Source organism: Pedobacter frigiditerrae (genome assembly GCF_004331645.1).
GTDB classification, from domain to species: domain Bacteria; phylum Bacteroidota; class Bacteroidia; order Sphingobacteriales; family Sphingobacteriaceae; genus Pedobacter; species Pedobacter frigiditerrae.
Genome location: NZ_SJSK01000002.1, coordinates 649,044 through 667,824 on the forward strand (window position 1 = coordinate 649,044; position 18,781 = coordinate 667,824).

The 18,781-nt window shown below is 33.9% G+C and carries 18 protein-coding genes and 1 tRNA gene; 7 read left to right on the forward strand and 12 right to left on the reverse strand.

Annotated features, from left to right (window positions below):
- Nucleotides 1-92: 92 nt before the first annotated feature.
- Both EZ428_RS09635 and folK read right to left on the reverse strand, forming a co-directional pair.
- The gene (locus tag EZ428_RS09635) at nt 93-470 is read right to left on the reverse strand and encodes an Hpt domain-containing protein (protein WP_131552931.1); all 378 of its coding nucleotides are present in this window, start codon (nt 468-470) and stop codon (nt 93-95) included.
- An 18-nt stretch (nt 471-488) separates the two neighbouring features.
- Nucleotides 489-983 (reverse strand): 2-amino-4-hydroxy-6-hydroxymethyldihydropteridine diphosphokinase, encoded by a 495-nt coding sequence (gene folK, locus EZ428_RS09640; RefSeq protein ID WP_131552932.1) that lies wholly within the window; start codon nt 981-983, stop codon nt 489-491.
- A gap of 105 nt (nt 984-1,088) precedes the next feature.
- Between folK and sppA the strand changes: the two genes are divergently transcribed.
- Nucleotides 1,089-2,858, forward strand: coding sequence for a signal peptide peptidase SppA (gene sppA / locus EZ428_RS09645; RefSeq protein WP_131552933.1), 1,770 nt, complete (start codon nt 1,089-1,091; stop codon nt 2,856-2,858).
- On the opposite strand, the gene EZ428_RS09650 is transcribed toward sppA, so the two are convergent.
- Nucleotides 2,859-3,401: a hypothetical protein gene (locus EZ428_RS09650; RefSeq protein ID WP_131552934.1), complete on the reverse strand. Its 543-nt coding sequence runs from the start codon at nt 3,399-3,401 to the stop codon at nt 2,859-2,861.
- 144 nt (nt 3,402-3,545) lie between these two features.
- Here EZ428_RS09650 and EZ428_RS09655 point away from each other — a divergent pair, with 144 nt between their 5' ends.
- The 6 genes from EZ428_RS09655 to EZ428_RS09680 all read left to right on the forward strand — a co-directional run bounded on the left by EZ428_RS09655 (nt 3,546) and on the right by EZ428_RS09680 (nt 7,835).
- On the forward strand, nt 3,546-5,237 hold the full coding sequence (locus tag EZ428_RS09655) for a DNA polymerase/3'-5' exonuclease PolX (RefSeq protein ID WP_131552935.1): 1,692 nt from the start codon (nt 3,546-3,548) through the stop codon (nt 5,235-5,237).
- A gap of 37 nt (nt 5,238-5,274) precedes the next feature.
- The gene (locus EZ428_RS09660) at nt 5,275-6,000 is read left to right on the forward strand and encodes a glycosyltransferase (RefSeq protein WP_131552936.1); all 726 of its coding nucleotides are present in this window, start codon (nt 5,275-5,277) and stop codon (nt 5,998-6,000) included.
- Nucleotides 6,001-6,070: 70 nt separating this feature from the next.
- The gene (locus EZ428_RS09665; protein ID WP_131552937.1) at nt 6,071-6,568 is read left to right on the forward strand and encodes a SixA phosphatase family protein; all 498 of its coding nucleotides are present in this window, start codon (nt 6,071-6,073) and stop codon (nt 6,566-6,568) included.
- A gap of 18 nt (nt 6,569-6,586) precedes the next feature.
- Nucleotides 6,587-6,988 carry a hypothetical protein gene (locus tag EZ428_RS09670; RefSeq protein WP_131552938.1) on the forward strand — a complete coding sequence of 134 codons (402 nt, stop codon included), beginning with the start codon at nt 6,587-6,589 and terminating at the stop codon, nt 6,986-6,988.
- 3 nt (nt 6,989-6,991) lie between these two features.
- On the forward strand, nt 6,992-7,342 hold the full coding sequence (locus tag EZ428_RS09675) for a DHCW motif cupin fold protein (protein ID WP_131552939.1): 351 nt from the start codon (nt 6,992-6,994) through the stop codon (nt 7,340-7,342).
- Nucleotides 7,332-7,835 (forward strand): MepB family protein, encoded by a 504-nt coding sequence (locus EZ428_RS09680; RefSeq protein ID WP_131552940.1) that lies wholly within the window; start codon nt 7,332-7,334, stop codon nt 7,833-7,835. Before EZ428_RS09675 ends, EZ428_RS09680 begins: the two co-directional genes overlap by 11 nt.
- A gap of 160 nt (nt 7,836-7,995) precedes the next feature.
- Here EZ428_RS09680 and EZ428_RS09685 read toward each other — a convergent pair whose 3' ends face one another.
- The 9 genes from EZ428_RS09685 to EZ428_RS09725 all read right to left on the reverse strand — a co-directional run bounded on the left by EZ428_RS09685 (nt 7,996) and on the right by EZ428_RS09725 (nt 18,740).
- Nucleotides 7,996-8,859, reverse strand: a complete 864-nt coding sequence (locus EZ428_RS09685) for an AMP nucleosidase (RefSeq protein WP_205945657.1) — start codon at nt 8,857-8,859, stop codon at nt 7,996-7,998.
- A gap of 114 nt (nt 8,860-8,973) precedes the next feature.
- Nucleotides 8,974-10,212: an ATP-dependent Clp protease ATP-binding subunit ClpX gene (clpX, locus tag EZ428_RS09690; protein ID WP_131552941.1), complete on the reverse strand. Its 1,239-nt coding sequence runs from the start codon at nt 10,210-10,212 to the stop codon at nt 8,974-8,976.
- A 96-nt stretch (nt 10,213-10,308) separates the two neighbouring features.
- Nucleotides 10,309-10,995, reverse strand: a complete 687-nt coding sequence (clpP, locus tag EZ428_RS09695) for an ATP-dependent Clp endopeptidase proteolytic subunit ClpP (RefSeq protein ID WP_131552942.1) — start codon at nt 10,993-10,995, stop codon at nt 10,309-10,311.
- Nucleotides 10,996-11,266: 271 nt separating this feature from the next.
- Nucleotides 11,267-12,613, reverse strand: coding sequence for a trigger factor (gene tig, locus EZ428_RS09700; protein ID WP_131552943.1), 1,347 nt, complete (start codon nt 12,611-12,613; stop codon nt 11,267-11,269).
- A gap of 144 nt (nt 12,614-12,757) precedes the next feature.
- Nucleotides 12,758-12,839, reverse strand: a tRNA-Leu gene (locus EZ428_RS09705).
- A gap of 620 nt (nt 12,840-13,459) precedes the next feature.
- Nucleotides 13,460-14,263: an ABC transporter substrate-binding protein gene (locus EZ428_RS09710; RefSeq protein ID WP_131552944.1), complete on the reverse strand. Its 804-nt coding sequence runs from the start codon at nt 14,261-14,263 to the stop codon at nt 13,460-13,462.
- A 43-nt stretch (nt 14,264-14,306) separates the two neighbouring features.
- Complete coding sequence (locus EZ428_RS09715) at nt 14,307-15,413, reverse strand: S41 family peptidase (protein ID WP_131552945.1); 1,107 nt, start codon at nt 15,411-15,413, stop codon at nt 14,307-14,309.
- A gap of 129 nt (nt 15,414-15,542) precedes the next feature.
- Nucleotides 15,543-17,963, reverse strand: coding sequence for an ABC transporter permease (locus EZ428_RS09720; RefSeq protein ID WP_131552946.1), 2,421 nt, complete (start codon nt 17,961-17,963; stop codon nt 15,543-15,545).
- A gap of 87 nt (nt 17,964-18,050) precedes the next feature.
- On the reverse strand, nt 18,051-18,740 hold the full coding sequence (locus tag EZ428_RS09725) for an ABC transporter ATP-binding protein (protein WP_131552947.1): 690 nt from the start codon (nt 18,738-18,740) through the stop codon (nt 18,051-18,053).
- Nucleotides 18,741-18,781 lie beyond the last annotated feature (41 nt).

Consider the following 18,781-nt stretch of genomic DNA (forward strand, 5'->3'; position numbering starts at 1 on the left):
TTTAAATTTCATATAGCTTCCCAAAGTAATAATATATACCTTTGAGAAGAGCACTATTGGCAGTAAGAAGTCCCCTTTAGGGGATTTAGGGGTTAAAGTCGCTTTTTAAGTTCCTCCCTAGAGTCATCTAATTGTTTGTAAAGAATTTCTACAAAGTTTTTTGCTTCGGCAAAAGCAGTAGGGATGTTTTCTATATCTTTTAACTCACGAGCATTACGTTCAATCTCTTGCATGTGGTCTCTAACGTCTTCCCTACCTACATAATAAAAAGTAGGTTTCATCTTATGTGCACACTCAGAAGTAGCTTTCCAATTTTCTGCTTCAATGGCATTTTCTAAATCTTCCATATAAATTGGGGTTTGCTTTTGAAATGCATCTAACATTTCAATCATAAACTCTGCGCTATCACCAGACATGTCTCTTAAATAAGATAAATCAAGAGGTTGTTCGTTTTTATTTTGGTCGATCATTAGCGTAAATTTAAGTAATTATATTTTTGAAACAGGTAACGTATCTGTTAAAGTTGTTAATATTTCTGATACACTTTTTTGCAGTACTGGATGAATTAAATCTGGTGCTATTTCTGCCAAGGGTTCCATTACAAATTTTCTGTTTTGCATTTCTGGATGCGGAATTTGAAGTTCATTAGCTAGGGTAACAATCTCATTGCCATAAAGAATAATATCGATATCAATTAATCTGGCGCCCCATTTTTCTTCCCTAATTCTGCCTAAATACTCTTCAATTCCTAACAGGGTTTTTAATAACGCTAAAGGTGCTAAATTTGTTTCTACTTCTACCGCTATATTTAAAAATCCAGGTTGATCCGTTTTTCCCCAAGCAGCTGTTTCATAAGTAGAGGACCTTAATTTAATCTCTCCAACCTCTTCTGCAATTAACTTTAGTGCATTATTAAGGTACAACTTTCTATCACCTAAATTACTACCTAGTAACAAATACGTTTTTTGTTTCTCTAATTGCATATTTGATTGCTGTTTATAGCTTTTAAATTAATGAATTGGCCTTAATTTATTCACTAGATGCCCTTTCAGTTTTATATCTTTACAAATTAAATACTTACCAAGCACATGAAAGAATTTTTTAAATATGTTTTTGCTACTGTTGTCGGAATTGTAATTTCAACCTTTGTTTTAGCATTTATTTTCGTTTTACTTATTGTAGGTTTTGTAGCCTCTATAGGAGATAAAGAGTTGGTTGAAGTTAAGAGCAATTCAGTTCTGTCTTTAAATCTAGACCAAGCAATAACAGAGCGTACACCAGATAATTCTTTAGCCGGAATTCCTATTTTAGGTGGTGGCGAGGAAAAAAGCATTGGCTTTTACGATGTAATTAAAGCATTAAAAGCTGCAAAAGATGATGATAAAATTGAATGCGTTTACATTAACGTAAGCTCTCCAAATGCTGGCATGGCAACAATGTTAGAGGTTAGAAATGCCATTATCGATTTTAGGAAATCTAAAAAACCTGTTATCGCTTATAGCGAGGTTTATACACAAGGAGCTTACTTTTTAGCTTCTGCAGCTGATAAGGTTTATTTAAATCCACAAGGTGCTTTAGAATTTAAAGGTTTCAGTTCAGAATTAATGTTCTTTAAAGGCGCATTAGATAAATTAGGTATTGAAGCTCAAATTATCCGTGTTGGAAATTACAAAAGCGCAGTTGAGCCATTCATCAATACAAAAATGAGCGATTATAACCGTAAACAGGTATCTGCTTATGTTGGTGGCTTATATGATACTTTTTTAACTGGGATTTCTAAATCGAGAAACATTAGCAAAGACAGTTTACTCGTGATTGCTAACGAATACAAAATTCAATTTCCTAAAGATGCATTGGCTTATAAAATGGTTGATGCGTTGAAATATAAAGACCAAGTATTAGATGAATTAAGAAACATCACTGGAAAAGATAAAAAGAGCACAGTTAATACAGTTAGCATAAACGATTACATTGCTAATTTACCTGCCGAAGGCTCTACGGAAAAAGATAAAGTTGCTGTAATTTATGCCAATGGCGATATTGTTGGTGGCGAAGGTTCTGACGAGCAAATTGGCTCTGAACGTATTTCTAGAGCAATTAGAAAAGCAAGATTAGATGATAACGTTAAAGCCATCGTTTTACGTGTTAACTCTGGTGGTGGTAGTGCATTAGCTTCTGATGTAATTTGGAGAGAAATCATTTTAAGCAAAAAGGTTAAACCGGTTATCGCTTCTTTTGGTGATGTTGCTGCATCTGGCGGATATTATATTGGTTGTGCTGCCGATAGTATCTTCGTTCAACCTAACACAATTACGGGTTCTATTGGTGTATTTGGTATCATTCCTAATTTCCAGAACTTGCTAAACAATAAGTTAGGGATTACGTTTGACGGTGTAAAAACTGGTCAATATGCTGATATCATGAGCACCACTCGTCCATTAACTGCTGGCGAACGTTTCATTATTCAAAATGATGTAAATCACGTTTACGATAGTTTCATTACCCGTGTTGCTGATGGCCGTAAAAAAACAAAGGCACAAGTTGACAGTATTGGCGGTGGACATGTTTGGATTGGCACAGACGCTGTTAAAAATGGCTTGGCGGATCGTTTAGGAAGTTTTACTGATGCTATTAAATCAGCTGCAAAAAAAGCCAAAATAACCGACTACAAAATTGTTGAATATCCTGAAAAAATTGATCCTTTGAAAAACTTACTTTCAAATGCTAAGGAAAATATTAGTGTTTATTACACCAAAAAAGAGCTTGGCGAAAATTACCTGATTTTTAAACAAATGCAAAAAGCTGTTATCAATTCTGGTGTACAAGCTAGAATGGATTATGAGATTAAAATAAAGTAATTACTGCAGAATTTTCCATTCTGGATGAAGGGTGAGATAGGTTTGATTAACCTGCTCACCTTTTTTGTGAATAATTATCGCCCTGCTAATATCCCTAATAAATTCTACCGCAATACCATTAGATTTTGAATCGTACAGCAAAATTGTATCTCCTAAATTATCATTTACAAAAGTTGCTACTTTGTTGAAGTCGCTATATTTTGCAGTAAAACTGGAAAGTAAATTGCCATTATTTAAACCTGTAACTGTGGTAACTTTATTTGAATTAACTCTAATTTGTTTTACATCTTTCCATTTCATCGTACTATCAGCATAAGATGAATAAATAGCAATTTCTCTTTTCCTGAACTTAGATGTATCACCACGATACCAAATACTCCAAGCTTTTCCCATTGCTGCATCGCTAAAATCAGGCTTCCCAAGAATAGAATCTAATTCAATAACATTTTGCCCCAAGTATATTTTTCCAATTGACTTGCCAGGTACAATTAAAAATTTTGCATCAGCACTATCAATTTTCAAGCTATCAGAATTGAGTTTCATTTTATTTGAATCTGATGTGCAAGAGAAAAGTAATCCACAACATAAGATTAGGAGATATTTAAGTTTCATAATATGAAAACAACAATAACTGTTTATTGTGTTCATTAATTCAATTTTTAGGTTTTAGTTTGTAATTTTACAGCAATGGAAAACAAACCCATATCACGTACATTACGACTTTTATCGCAACTAATGGAGTTGCATGAAGTAAATCCATTTAAGATAAAATCTGTTGCTAATGCTGCTTTTAAGATAGATAAACTACCTTTTGCCATTGCTTCAAAACCAACATCAGACATTGAAAAGATAGATGGGATTGGAAAAAGTATTGCTGCTAAAGTAATTGAACTTTTAGAAACTGGAACAATTAAAGAACTAGAAGAAATTTTGCTGCAAACTCCGCCAGGCATTGTAGAAATGTTGGGTATTAAGGGTATTGGGCCAAAGAAGATCAGCGTGATTTGGCACGATTTACAAATAGAAAATGTTGGTGAACTTTATTACGCTTGTAATGAAAATCGTTTAATAGAAGCCAAAGGTTTCGGACTTAAAACTCAAGAAGAAATTAAAAAAGTCATTGAATTTAAAATGGCTGCCAATGGCAAATTCCTTTATGCACATATCGAACCTACTGTTAATCAACTATTAACAAATTTATCCCTTTGGCTAAACAAAGTGGATGACAACGCTTTGTTAGAGATAACTGGTGAATATAGAAGAGCTGTTGAAATTATTGAGGAAGCTTTATTTGTAATTGGCACAGCTGATATAGAAAATCTAGCTAAACAAATTCCAGCATTTGCTGATTTAGATCTCAAAGATATAGGAGATGATACTTTTACTGCACATACAGAAAGTGGCTTGCACATTAAGTTGGTTCTAGTTCCAAATGCTGACTTTTACCTTAACTTTTTTAAACTGACTGGAAATAAAAAACACGTTGCTGAAGTTTTGAAACTAGCAGGTGATGGTCCTTTTTTAGATGAGAATGATATTTATGCCAAAGCTGGTTTAGATTTTATTGCTCCTGAATTACGTGAGGGATTAGATGAAATTGAATTGGCTTTGCAACATCAGCTACCTATTTTAATAACTGATAACGACTTAAAAGGAACTTTACATAATCACTCTGATTGGAGCGATGGCGTACATACGTTAGAAGAAATGGCGGTGTATTGCAAAGAGACTTTGAAAATAGAATATTTAGGTATTTGCGACCATTCTAAATCTGCATTTTACGCAAAGGGATTAAATGAGCAAAGAGTTTACGCCCAGCATTTACAAATTGATGAGTTAAATGCAAAACTTGCTCCTTTCAAAATTTTTAAGGGAATTGAGAGTGATATTTTAAATGATGGCTCGTTAGACTATAGTGATGATATTTTAAAAACGTTTGACTTTGTAGTTGCCTCTGTTCACAGTAACTTAAGAATGGACCAAGAAAAAGCAACAGCAAGGTTAATTAAAGCCATAGAAAATCCTTATACCACAATTTTAGGTCACCCAACGGGAAGATTATTATTAAGCAGAAAGGGTTACGAAATTGATTATAAAAAGGTAATCGATGCTTGTGCAGCAAATAAGGTGGTTATTGAAATTAATGCCAATCCTTTGCGTTTAGATTTAGATTGGCGTTGGCATAGGTATGCTTTAGAAAAAGGAGTTTTGTTATCAATTAATCCAGATGCGCACCGTAAAGAAGGTTTTCATGACATGAGATATGGCGTTATGGTTGCACGCAAAGGCGGATTAACAGCATCTAAATGTTTAAATGCATTTACACTTAGCGAAATTTCAACCTACTTTGAACAAAAGGCGAATGCTAAGCTTATTTAATTTTTATAAATTATTTCATTATCAACAAAAGTAAATAATGGCAAATAAATATATTTTTTGCATGAAATGGGGCAAACTTTATGGCCCTGAATATGTTAACAGACTGTACGCCATGGTTAAAAGAAATTTGAGCTATGAGTTTAAAATGGTTTGTTTTACTGATGATGAAATAGGGATATTGCCAGAAGTACAGTGTTTCCCTATTCCAAGTATGGAAATTCCGGGTGGATTACCAGAACGGATGTGGAAAAAGCTTTCTACATTAAAAGAAGATCTTTATGGCTTGCAAGGAACTGCCCTATTTTTAGATTTGGATATCGTTATTGTTGATTCGATTGACCCATTTTTTGATTATCCAGGGGAATTTTTAATTATAAAAGACTATAAAAAACAATGGAGAATTACTGGAAATTCTTCTGTTTATAGATTTGAAATAGGAAAACACGGTTATGTATTTGATGACTTCCTTAACACGTTTGATGAAATTAGGAAGAGACATCGCAATGAACAAGAGTATCTAACCCAAGCTATTTTTGATAAAGGAAAACTGACTTATTGGCCAAAAAAATGGTGCCCAAGTTATAAATATGACTGTGTATCTAAAATCCCTTTTGCATTTTGGGCAACACCCCGAATTCCAGATGGAGCTAAAATTATTATATTTCACGGAGAAATTAATCCACATAAAGCGATAAAAGGCGGAAGAGGAAAATGGTATAGATATGTAAAACCTGCACCCTGGGTAGCTGATTTTTGGAAATAACAAAATTGGCTATGAGTTGCGAGTTAAGGTTTAAAAATCAAGACACCCATAACATATAACACAAATAAATATGGCAAAGCAGTTATTATTAATTAGGCACGCTAAATCTGACTGGGGCAATGCAGGTTTAAGTGATTTTGATAGGCCTTTGAACAAAAGAGGAAAAGCCAATGCTCCAGAAATGGCAGAGCGATTGTCCAAGAAAAAAATAGTTCCTCAACAAATTGTAAGTAGCCCTGCTTTACGTGCCTTAACAACTGCCAAATTTTTTGCAGATACCTGGCAAATTCCTCTAAAAAACATTAAATTAAAATCAGATATATATGAGGCAAGTGCAAGAACTCTTTTATCAGTCATTAATAATTTAGATAACCAGTTTGATAAAATTGCCCTATTTGGCCATAACCCTGGATTAACCGGTCTAGCAAATTATTTTGATGGAAATATAGATAATATGCCCACTTGTAGTGCTGTTTACATAGAATTTCCGTTTGACGATTGGAAAATGATAAGTGCTGATACTGGTAAAGTTTTATTATTTGATTATCCGAAAAGCGGAGAGGATTAAATTAATCTCAACTATTAAATGAACTTCCTGAAAATTTTATTTCCAAAAATGTTTCAAATAAAACTAGAAACTAATTTTAACTCTGGAAAATCTTATGATGAAGTTTATAAAGATTTAGGTGTATTCAAGTATGATATTGATGGATTCTCAATTAATTATGCAAATTTGTCTAAAGCAGTTAAATGGAGTGAAATATCAGCACTTAATGTTTACAAAAAGGATGAGTTAGGTGTTGATTGTATTACAATGGAAATAGTTTATGATGAGAAATATTTTTCTATTGATGAAGAAACCCCAGGTTGGTATCAGTTTGTAATAAAGACGAAAGAGGTATTTCCATCGATTCCTAAAGACTGGGATATGGAAATAATTCAACCTCCTTTTGCTACAAACTATAGAATAATTTATACGAAACCTTAAATAATGTCTGATATCCCTTTTCAATCCATAGATTGGAGCAAAATAGAAAAAACTGAACATCAAGGTGAAACTGGAATTTCATTTTGGCAAACACTACAATTTGATGGGCTTCGAGTTCGCTTAGTTGAATATTCTGTTGGATATTTAGCAGATCACTGGTGCCAAAAAGGACATATTGTTCATTGCCTAGAAGGAAATTTTGTTAGTGAACTTGAAAGTGGAGAAGTATTTACCTTAAAAAAAGGAATGAGTTATATTGTTTCTGATGATTTAAGTTCTCATCGTTCTATTACAGAAAATGGAGTAAAATTATTAATCATCGATGGAGATTTTTTAAAGTTAAATGAGCTATAAAAATCTATCCACTGCCAGAGAATTTTACAACAAATTTGAATTCGATTTTTCAAATTTAAAAACTGAAAAAGAAAGTGTTGAATATGATGCTTGTACATTCCAGTTAAATGGAAAATCAATTATCCATAGATCTTCTAAAATCACACCAACCAAAACTGGACAGTTTGTTACCATCTGGAACAGAAATGAAAACGGACAAACGGAACCATTCCATATCAACGACAATTTTGATTTAATTATCATTAGCTCTAGAAATGGAGATTTATTCGGTCAATTTATTTTTCCTAAATCTGTTTTAATAAAGAAAGGGATAATCTCTAGCGATAAAAAACAAGGTAAAAGAGGCATTAGAGTTTATCCAACTTGGGATTTAACGATAAATAAGCAAGCGCAGAAAACCCAACAATGGCAAACTGAATATTTTGTAGAGATTTTGGAAGATTCAGTAGGTAAAGTAAGAACCTTAATAGCTGTACAAGCGTCGGTTAAATAAACCTTAGTGAGCGAGCAGGAAGATGGAGGAACGAAGGCGAAGTAAATCGGAAAAAAGAACAGACCCCTTCCTAATATCTGCTGTATTTCCTTCTTAAAACAAAAAAGAGAAACTTATTGCTAAATTCCTCCTCATATTCTCCACAGAATGACAAAACTCATTAAAACCTCAGGTGTTTTACGGTGGCACCACCATTTATTAACTGTTTTAAAGAATCAATACCTATTTTAAGGTGACTATCAACATAATTGGTTGTTACTGAGCTATCACTTTCTGCAGTTTTAACACCCTCTGGAACCATCGGTTGGTCTGAAACCAATAACAATGCACCTGTAGGAATTTTATTAGCGAAACCAGTTGTAAAGATTGTTGCTGTCTCCATATCAACTGCCATCGCCCTTAAAGTTTTTAAATACTTCTTAAACTCTTTGTCGTGCTCCCAAACCCTACGGTTGGTGGTGTAACATGTTCCAGTCCAATAATCTCTTGAGTGGTCTCTAATGGTTGTAGATATTGCCTTTTGTAAAGCAAAGGCTGGTAATGCTGGCACTTCTGCAGGTAAATAATCATTAGATGTTCCTTCTCCCCTAATCGCCGCGATTGGTAAAATTAGATCGCCTAATTGGTTTTTCTTTTTAAGGCCGCCACATTTCCCTAAAAACAAAACTGCTTTTGGGGTAATCGCGGTTAATAAATCCATCATTGTTGCAGCCATTGCACTACCCATACCAAAATTGATAATGGTAATACCATTTGCCGTAACACTTTGCATTGGCTTATCTAATCCCATGATTGGAGCATTATCATTCCACTCTGAAAACATGGTTAAGTATTTACTGAAGTTGGTTAATAAAATATATTTACCAAATTCTTCTAAAGGTCTGCCTGTATAACGAGGCAACCAATTCTTTACTATTTCTTCTTTAGACTTTAAGCCTGATTTTACCGGAGTTTCTACTTCTTTTACTTTTTTAGCTTTCGCTACAATTTTTGCGTCCTGTTTTACTTCTTTTTCTTCGTTCATATTTTGTCCTCCTTTTTATAAATGTATTAATTTTAGTCGATAGTCCATACCATATGGTCCATAGTCTAATTTATAGTATTAAAAAAAATCCCCTAGAATTTCTAGGGGATTTTTTTATGCTGCTTTTAGTTTCTTAAAGTCTGCCTTTTCAAATTTCTCGATGGCATAATCTAAGGTGATATGCAATTCTTTCACCGTATCATCTGATGGGGTGTCATACATGGCATCGAGCATGATCGCTTCACAGATTGATCGCAACCCCCTCGCTCCTAATTTATACTCCATTGCTTTATTAACAATGAAATCCAAAACCTCGTCTTCAAATACTAAATTCACGTCTTCGTATTCAAAAAGCTTGGTGTATTGTCTCATTAAAGAGTTTTTAGGCTCAGTTAAGATATTACGTAAAGCTTGAATATCTAACGGGTTTAAGTGGGTTAAAACTGGTACACGACCAATTAGCTCAGGGATTAATCCGAATGCTTTTAAATCTTGCGGTGTAATGTATTTGTAAAGGTTTTTAAGGTCTAAATCTACTTCATCCTTTTTAACCTTATAACCAACAGCCTGTGTACGTAAACGATTAGCAATTTTACGTTCAATGCCATCAAATGCGCCACCACAAATAAATAAAATGTTATTGGTATTTACAGGTATCATTTTCTGGTCAGGATGTTTTCTTCCACCCTGGGGCGGAACATTTACAACAGTTCCTTCTAATATTTTAAGCAATGCTTGCTGAACACCTTCTCCAGAAACATCTCTGGTAATTGATGGGTTATCGCTTTTACGAGCCACTTTATCAACCTCATCAATGTAAACGATACCACGTTCTGCTGATGCTACGTCATAATCAGCAGCTTGCAATAAACGAGTTAAAATACTTTCTACATCTTCACCAACATACCCAGCTTCTGTTAAAACAGTTGCATCTACAATACAAAACGGAACGTGTAAAATTTTAGCAATGGTTTTTGCCAATAATGTCTTTCCAGTTCCTGTTTCGCCAACTAACATGATGTTAGATTTTTCAATCTCTACCTCATCTTTGTCAATTTTCTGACTAAGGCGTTTATAGTGATTGTAAACTGCTACAGAAAGTACTTTTTTAGCATCATCTTGACCTATTACATATTGGTCAATATGAGCCTTTATTTCAGCAGGCTTTAACAACCTAAACGAATCGTCGAACGCTTTACTTTTTTTATTGCCTAACTCCTGTGCAAGTAAAACATTGGCCTGCGTTACGCATTTGTCGCATATATATGCGTCCATACCTTCAATAAGCATTAAAGTTTCTTGCTTTGGAGAGTTACAGAATGAGCAACGTGAGTCTTTATTTTGTTTAGCCATATTATTTTTGTTATGGGTTATGGGTTACGAGTTACAAGCTTACCAATCCAGTTCCACAACCAGACCTTTAACCCAAAACTCGTAACTCGTAACTAATTACTTTGTTGAACCTAACACCTCATCAATCATACCAAAACTTTTAGCTTCATCAGCTTTCATCCAGTAATCACGATCAGATGCTTTTTCTACCCATTCATAGCTTTGGCCAGAGTGAGTTGAAATGATATCATATAATTCTTTTTTCAATTTTAACATTTCTCTTAAGTTAATCTCCATATCTGAAGCAACACCTTGAGCGCCTCCAGATGGTTGGTGGATCATCACTCTTGAATGCGTTAAAGCAGCACGTTTACCGGTAGCACCTGCAACTAATAGTACAGCGCCCATAGAAGCTGCCATACCGGTACAAATTGTTGCCACATCTGGCGTGATGTACTGCATGGTATCGTAAATACCTAAACCTGCATAAACAGAACCACCTGGCGAATTAATATAGATTTGAATATCTCTGTTTGCATCAGTTGATTGTAAGAACAACAATTGTGCTTGAATGATATTTGCATTTCCATCATAAATTGCATCACCTAAAAAGATGATACGATCCATCATTAAACGAGAGAAAACATCCATTTGAGCCACATTTAACTGGCGCTCCTCAATGATGTATGGTGTCATTGATTTTGGAGAATTATTAGTTGCACCAATATAACGGTCAACGTTTAGTCCATTAATTCTATGATGTTTAACTGCGTATTTTCTAAATTCTTCTTTATCTATTTTCATGATATATATTATTTCTTTTTTTAAGCGTATCTAATTTTGGTTTGGTTTAAAACGATTATCGCCATTGCTAAATTATTTAAAACTTCCGTTAAATGAACAAATATTGGTCAGTTATATGCAATCTTCTTTTAAAGCTAGCATTGGAGTAAACTGGCAACGATTACCAACCGATTAGATAAAGCAAGAGCAGCTAAAAAAGCTGCTCTTAAAAAGATATCTATAAAAGACATTCAATGAGATCCTTCGACAAGCTCAGGATAACAAATCACAATTACTTCAAAGCTATAAACTTGTTATAGTCTATGTCTTTTTGATCTAAGGTTGCTACCGATTGAATATGTTCGAATACTTTTAAAGCCTTTACCTCATCGAAAATACGGTTGGCATTTTCTTTTTCTTGCAAGAAGGTAGCAGTGTATTGCGCTAACTGATCTTCTGGCATTGGTTGTGGGCTGTACATTCTAAACTGTGCATCTAAACGTTGTTTAGCAGTTTCGAAAACATCTTTATAATCAATTTTAATTTCGTTTTCAGTGATGATTTTGTTTTCAATCAAAGTCCATTTAAGGTTCTTTGCGAAATCAGCGAAACCTTGCTCTAACTCTTCGTCAGTTAATTTTTCGTTAGTAGCTTTTAACCATTTGCGCAAAAATTCTTCAGGTAATTGCATTTTAGTTTGCTCTGTTAACTGCGTATAAATATCATTCTGCAATTTGCGATCTGCATCTTGCTTAAACATACTTTCAATCTCTTCAGTAATTTTAGCCCTAAAACCAGCCTCATCGGTTACTACACCTGCACCAAATATTTTATCAAAGAACTCTTGATTTAAATCTGACTCCTCTAAACGGTTTACATTTTTAACAGTTACCTGGAATTTCGATTTTAAATCTTTTGCATCCTCTTCGCCAATGTTTAACAATTTAGCAATTACTGTTTCATTGTTATCAAAAGCTTTCTGAATGTCTAGCTCAAGTAAATCGTCTTTCTTTAAACCCACTAAAGATTTTAAAATCTTTTTATCAGTTACTAAATCTAAACGGATAGAACCTGTGCTTGCAACACCACCTTCAAAAATTGCTCCATCTGGAGAAAGTTGTGCCAAATCAGCATAAAGCACATCGCCTTCTGCCGAAACTTCAGGGTTTGTCATTTTGCCATAGCTTTTGCGGATGTTTTTGATACGAGATTCTAAAGTTTCGTTATCAGCTTTAACATTATATGCAGTGAATTTATCTTTTGAAGTAATTTCAACGTCCACCTTTGGTGCTAAACCCAATTCATATTTAAATTCAAATTCGTCTGTGTTATCCCATTTAAATTCTTTGCTGTCATCCATTACCGGTAAAGGCTGACCAAGAACTTCAACTTTGTTATCCGTTAAGTGTTTAGAAAGGTTTTCACTTAACATGTTATTAATTTCTTCTACCAAAATGCTTTTGCCATACATTCTTTTCATGTGGGCAACTGGTACCATTCCTTTACGGAAACCCGGAAGATTTGCTTTTTTAGCTTGCTCTTTAAGGGCTTTTTCTACTCTTGGTGTGTAATCTGATGGTGCGATAGTAATTTTAACTACTGCATTTAAATCGTCAATTTTTTCTTGTGTAATATTCATTTCTTGTTAGATATGAGATATGAGTATTGAGTATTGAGATTAATTTCTCTTGCTCAAACAACACATCGATTTACAATTAATTCTTTATCAATGTCTTTATAAAACTGAAGCCGTCCCGATTTAACGGAACGGCTTCAGGTATTGTGCGGATGAAGGGACTCGAACCCCCACGCCGTGAAGCGCCAGATCCTAAGTCTGGTGCGGCTACCAATTACGCCACATCCGCAGTTAGGATTTATTTTGGATTGCAAAGATAGCGTTTTGCATCAATAAACAAAATTATGATGATTTATTTTTAGTAATTATTGTAAGGTTGGAATGTTGAAAAGTTGGAATGTTTTGAAGTGATCGAACATCAAATTTCTATCTCATTAATATTGAGGGATTAAGGGGTTAGAAAAGCAGTTGTAGTAGGATATGTTTAAGCTAGTCGGGCTTTTTGCTACAATCTTTTGTCCTTCGACTAAGCTCAGGATGACAAAAGGATTTTCGCTTCTATCCCGTTTAGCTTACAAAACCTGTGCAACTTATAAAATTGCAGATAGACAAAAACCATAAACTATATCATTGTCTGCGTTTGCAATGAGGATACTTGAATGGAGCATTTTCAATGCTCAGTTACAGCTTTAAGCTATAAAATTGCTCAACTCGAACATCATTTTAATAAGCAAGCATTGTCTGTGTAATAACTTTATAAGTTATAAAGAAGCTTCATCCTTCGTTCATCTTACGTTCATCCTTCGTTTATCTTACATTACTATGATGTTATTTTACCGCTCTAATCTCGTTTTAGGGAGCAGCATCTTTACAGAGCTTAAGAAAGCAAAATACTTAAGATTTATGAAATTAAATGACCTTTAATTCATCCTGCAAATGAAAAAGATAGTTAACAGCTTTTACAAGCCTACTTCCGTACCAAGAAAACATTTCTCCATCTACCAGCATTACTTTTGCATTTGGCAAGGACGATTGAATTTCATCAATATGTTTTTGCTTAAAAGGATAAGGCTCTGAAGAGAGAAAAATGAGTTGGGGGTTGAGCGTTTGGAGTTGGGAGAGATTCAGTTCGGGGTATCGACTTTGCTCAATAACATTTTGCAAGCCGATTTTTCTTAGAACATCGTCTATGAAAGTATTTCGCCCAGCAAACATATATGGGTCTTTCCAAATTAAATAAGCTACCGTTTGATTAATGTTTTTCTCAACTGCTAGCGTTTGTAAATCTGTAAAACCAGCGGTAATTAAATGATTTAAATAAGCTGCTTCTGGCTCACGATTAACCAACTCTCCTATTTGAGTTATGGTTTTTATAGCATCTTCTAAATTATAGATATCGCTCATCCAAACTGGAAATTCTTGCATCAACAATTCGACTTCGCCCTGCGTATTCTCTTCTTTATTACCAATAATTAAATCGGGTTTTAAATCCCTAATCTTTTCAATTAGTAGTTTTTTCGTTCCACCAACTTTGGTTTTAGCAGCAAATTTTTCTATTGGGTGAATACAAAATTTGGTAATCCCCACCACTTCATCATCGAGCCCCAAATCAAACAACAACTCAGTTTGCGAAGGCACAATGGAAACAATCCTTTTAGGTGGATAATTAAATGTGACTTGGTTGCCAAGTTGATCTTTGACGGTTTTTTGCATCTAACAAAAATGCAATTTTGTTTAATATAAAGCTTTAAAAAACTTATTTCTTGCTTTTTAATTTCTTCAGGATAACTTTAAGCTTATCGGGTGTGTCATTGGTTATTTTTACATCTGGAGCAATGCCAATATTATCAATTGGATAAAGCGGTAATCTTTTAGACCTTGAAATTGCTGCTACTAATTTAAAATCGGGCTGTGGAAGATCGAAATATTGAGTATTCGAATAATCTAAAACTCCTGCAGAATTCTCTCCAAAGAGTATAACTTTCTTACTCTGCTTTGCATTTAGCAAAAACGTTTCGGCAGAACTTTCGCTGTTACGATCAATCAAAATCGCAATTTTTTTAGGGTATTTATATACAGAGTCTAAAGTTGTTAGAAAAAAATCTTTACCAGAAGGATTTACAAACTTTCCTTTATTATTCTCCATTAATTTAATTACCGATGATAAAAATTGTTTATTTCCTTCAGGCAAATTTGTATCGCTTAAATTTTCCTTTAAAATATTAATATTTCCATCAGATGCCCAATATTCATCGGGTTTAACTTTAATTGGATTAGTATATAGGTAAGGTAGTAAGCTGTTATAGGCATAATCAGTTCCTCCCGCATTACCCCTTAAATCTATAACCCAATAAGGTTTATCTTTAAGTGTACTTTTGTAATTAGTAATTAAACTATCAATCTTCTTTTTTTCAGACCACTCAAAGGAAGGTAGCCTGAACAATAATGCATCATTTTCTAAAATTGTAATACTTGTTTCTTCGCTTAATTTATCTTGAGCTGCAGGAGGTAAATCCCTTTTAGGAAATTGTTTATTTATCTCTTTAACCTTCTCTGGAAATTTTTCTCTGTATCTCCATCCCAACTGAACGCGAAGATGTCGATCTTTAAAAAAATTTGTCCATGTTTTTAGAATAACATAACAAGAATCGATAGCCTTAACATTTGCTGCTTTATTTTGCAGTTTACTTGTAAAATCATTAAAATATGTCAGATTTTTAGCATTAACTTTATCATTAAAGCCAGCATAATTTGGCTTCACTTGGTTAACAAGAGCTTCAAAATTCAGTTTGCAATTACATTCTTGCGCATTTGAAATAAATGAACAATACACTATTGATATTATAGCAAGTAATTTTTTCATATGGTTGTGTAGATTATATGCGTTTTTATTATTTCAAAGCCTAAATCAAATAATAACTTGGTTTTTCTATTGGGCCTTCAAGTCACGTTTATTTTTACCTTCTAACTCATTGCCTTCAGCCTTCTACCCCTACTCGTACTTCAAAGCATCAACCGGATTATTTACGGCAGCTTTTCTAGCTTGTAAACTAACCGTAAACACAGCAATTATTACTGATGTTAAAGTTGCAATGGCAAATGGCCAAAAAGGCATATCAATTCTATAAGCAAATCCTTCTAACCATTTTTTAGTTAAGATAAAAGCAATTGGCCAACTGATTAGGTTTGCACTAACTACCAAAATCATAAATGATTTATTTAACATATTGATAATCTGCAAATCTGAGGCACCCAATATTTTACGGATTGCAATTTCTTTTGTTCTGCGTTTTGCCATAAAAGTAGACAAGGCAAATAGCCCTAACAACGAAAGCACAACTGAAATAATGCTGAAAAGCACAACGATCTGCATCAATCTAAGGGAAGGTTTCAGTTCTTTTAGAAAAGCATCTTCCACAGAGGTGTAAATCATTGGAAAATCAGGGTATACTTTTTTCCATTCTGCCTCTATTGTTTTAATGGCCGACTGATAATGATCATTATCAAAACGAACTAACAAATTATTTGTGTTTGAAGAGCCCCCTAAATGAGTTACTTTATATATTGTAGGCAAAACAGCCTTTTCAAAACTCTCGTTATTATAATCCTTAATAACCCCAACAACTTGAAAAACATCATTTTTTGGGCCACTTGTAAATGTTTTACCTACTAAATTTTTACCTAACAAATTGGCTGCTGATTGATTCAACACAACTGAATTAATGGTGTCTTGGGCATATTCCTTGGCAAAAATTCTTCCTGTTACCACCTTTACACCTAAAGCTGGCAATGCATCCATGGTAACCGTTACCGCATTAACATCAAATTTCTGATTGTTAAAAGTAAGTTCTCTAGATGTATTGAATGTATTGCCCATTACCTGTGTCGTTGTGGCCACATATTTAACAGATGGTATCCGTTTGATACTTTCAACAAAAGAATCGCCTGTTTCGTAGTTAGTAGAAATATTTATTAATTTGTCCCTATCGAAACCTAAATCTTTACTGGCCATGTAATGGTTCTGCTTATACATAACCCCAATACCAATTATAAAGGTTACTGCTATTATAAATTGCAAAACCACCAAGCCATTTCTTAACGCAATACCACCAAAACCACTTTCATAATTGCCTTTTAATACCTTAACCGGATTATACTTTGCTAATACCATAGCTGGGTAAAAACCCGCCAATAAAGTAATCAGTATAAATAAGCCAAACAATTGACTAATAATTGAAAGCAATTGATCGCTATGCCAAAAACTTAGTTGTACATTAAAGTGATTACTAAAAGCTGGCAGTAATAATTCTACCAATATGATTGTAATAAACAAAGCGGTTAGCGTTTGAATAGCCGCCTCCATTAAAAATTGCAGCACCAACTGTTTTTTATAAGCTCCGAGCACTTTTTTAACACCCACCTCTTTGGCGCGTTGCACTGATTGAGCTGTAGCCAAGTTCACAAAATTGATAACCGAAATAATTAACAAGAAAATAGAAAGTGCAATAATCGGTTTAATTTTAGCTAACCAATTTTCTGAAAAAGAAGGAGTTGAATATACTTCGCTAATTGGTAGTATTTTTAAACCTGCTTTCCTATTTTTTTCTTTATAAAACTCATTGTATGTTGTTCCTCTAGCCTTTAAAAGTGCTTTTTTATAATCTACATAAACATTTAAAAGACTTTTGTTTAGCACATTTGTATCTAAAAATTTCTCAGCCCGAACATAAATACCAGTGTAATTTGAATTACTAATTTGATCAGGATCAGTATCTCTTTCTCCAGTATGGGTAATGGCATTAAATGCTAAACTTTCAGCAGTAGAAGGATCTTTTACTACACCCGTTACAGTCATTAAATTTCCTTCATCACTTCGCCACCTCACTAACTTTAACTGTCTGCCTATCACTTTATCTGTTCCAAATAATTGAATGGCTACACTTTGCTTTAAAACGATAGTATTTGGTGCGTTAATGGCAGTTAATTCGTCTCCGTCAATAAACTCATACGGAAACACTTTAAAAAAAAGTGAATCAGCATCAACAATATCTTTAACAATTACAGGATTATTTCTATCAATCTTTACTGAATATCCATCTCCCCAACCTTCACTTGCCTTTGTTACATATTTAAACTGTGGTATCTTCTCCTTTAATACCGTTGCAATTCTAGATTCACTTCTTTGTTGCCAATAAGCCTTGTTGTCTGGGGTAAAAAAATCATGATATTCTCTAACTTGATAAACATTTTTCAGTTCAGGGCTCCATTTATCATAACTCGATTCGTGATTTACAAATAACAATAAAAGCACAAAGGCTGTTAAGCCAATTGCTAATCCACCAATATTAATGGCAGCATAAACTTTGTTTTTAAACAAATTACGCAAGGCTATTTTTAAGTTAAGTTTGAACATGTTATTAGAATTGAGTCCCGATAGCTATCGGGATGAGATATGAGAATTGAGGCATAAGACGGAACTTTACTTATTTGTTATTACATTTTACATTTGTTTCTCCACCGAAATATCTTCCTTTATCACACCATCTTCAATGGTTAATATTCTATTGCCGTATTGTGCATTTTTTTCTGAGTGTGTAACCTGAAGAATGGTAATCCCCTCCTCTTGATTTAATTTTTTAAATAAATCCATTATTTGTTCTGCCTGTGTCGATTGCAAATTTCCAGTTGGTTCATCAGCCAAAATAATTGATGGTTGTGCCACCAATGCCCTTGCAATACCCACCAATTGTTGTTGACCACCTGATAATTGATTTGGAAATAAATCTTTTTTAGCTACCATATTAAATCTGTCCAAAACATCAGCTATGCGGCTTTTACGCTCTGAACCTGGGATTTTTTTATATAACAACGGTGCTTCAATATTTTCGGCAACTGTCATCTCATCAATTAAATGGTAAGCCTGAAAAACAAATCCAATATGGTTGCGATACAACTCAATCCTTTGGCGTTCTTTCATCGCAGTTACATCTTCGCCCATAAAATGATATTCGCCATAAGTTGGCTCTTCTAGCATTCCCAAAATATTTAACAAAGTTGATTTTCCGGCACCAGAAGGTCCCATAATGGAAACAAATTCGCCTTGTTTAATACTGGTAGTTACGTGACGGAGTATATAACTTTTCACACCTTTATTAGCGTAGTATTTTTCTATGTTTTTAAGTTCAATCATTTTTGAGTATTTAGTAGTTAGTACAAAGTATTTAGATAACC

Bases quoted from the DNA above. Each gene is read 5' to 3' on its own strand.
- EZ428_RS09635 (WP_131552931.1), bottom strand. From the start codon at position 470: ATGATCGACCAAAATAAAAACGAACAACCTCTTGATTTATCTTATTTA.
- folK (WP_131552932.1), bottom strand. From the start codon at position 983: ATGCAATTAGAGAAACAAAAAACGTATTTGTTACTAGGTAGTAATTTA.
- sppA (WP_131552933.1), top strand. From the start codon at position 1,089: ATGAAAGAATTTTTTAAATATGTTTTTGCTACTGTTGTCGGAATTGTA.
- EZ428_RS09650 (WP_131552934.1), bottom strand. From the start codon at position 3,401: ATGAAACTCAATTCTGATAGCTTGAAAATTGATAGTGCTGATGCAAAA.
- EZ428_RS09655 (WP_131552935.1), top strand. From the start codon at position 3,546: ATGGAAAACAAACCCATATCACGTACATTACGACTTTTATCGCAACTA.
- EZ428_RS09660 (WP_131552936.1), top strand. From the start codon at position 5,275: ATGGCAAATAAATATATTTTTTGCATGAAATGGGGCAAACTTTATGGC.
- EZ428_RS09665 (WP_131552937.1), top strand. From the start codon at position 6,071: ATGGCAAAGCAGTTATTATTAATTAGGCACGCTAAATCTGACTGGGGC.
- EZ428_RS09670 (WP_131552938.1), top strand. From the start codon at position 6,587: ATGAACTTCCTGAAAATTTTATTTCCAAAAATGTTTCAAATAAAACTA.
- EZ428_RS09675 (WP_131552939.1), top strand. From the start codon at position 6,992: ATGTCTGATATCCCTTTTCAATCCATAGATTGGAGCAAAATAGAAAAA.
- EZ428_RS09680 (WP_131552940.1), top strand. From the start codon at position 7,332: ATGAGCTATAAAAATCTATCCACTGCCAGAGAATTTTACAACAAATTT.
- EZ428_RS09685 (WP_205945657.1), bottom strand. From the start codon at position 8,859: ATGAACGAAGAAAAAGAAGTAAAACAGGACGCAAAAATTGTAGCGAAA.
- clpX (WP_131552941.1), bottom strand. From the start codon at position 10,212: ATGGCTAAACAAAATAAAGACTCACGTTGCTCATTCTGTAACTCTCCA.
- clpP (WP_131552942.1), bottom strand. From the start codon at position 10,995: ATGAAAATAGATAAAGAAGAATTTAGAAAATACGCAGTTAAACATCAT.
- tig (WP_131552943.1), bottom strand. From the start codon at position 12,613: ATGAATATTACACAAGAAAAAATTGACGATTTAAATGCAGTAGTTAAA.
- EZ428_RS09710 (WP_131552944.1), bottom strand. From the start codon at position 14,263: ATGCAAAAAACCGTCAAAGATCAACTTGGCAACCAAGTCACATTTAAT.
- EZ428_RS09715 (WP_131552945.1), bottom strand. From the start codon at position 15,413: ATGAAAAAATTACTTGCTATAATATCAATAGTGTATTGTTCATTTATT.
- EZ428_RS09720 (WP_131552946.1), bottom strand. From the start codon at position 17,963: ATGTTCAAACTTAACTTAAAAATAGCCTTGCGTAATTTGTTTAAAAAC.
- EZ428_RS09725 (WP_131552947.1), bottom strand. From the start codon at position 18,740: ATGATTGAACTTAAAAACATAGAAAAATACTACGCTAATAAAGGTGTG.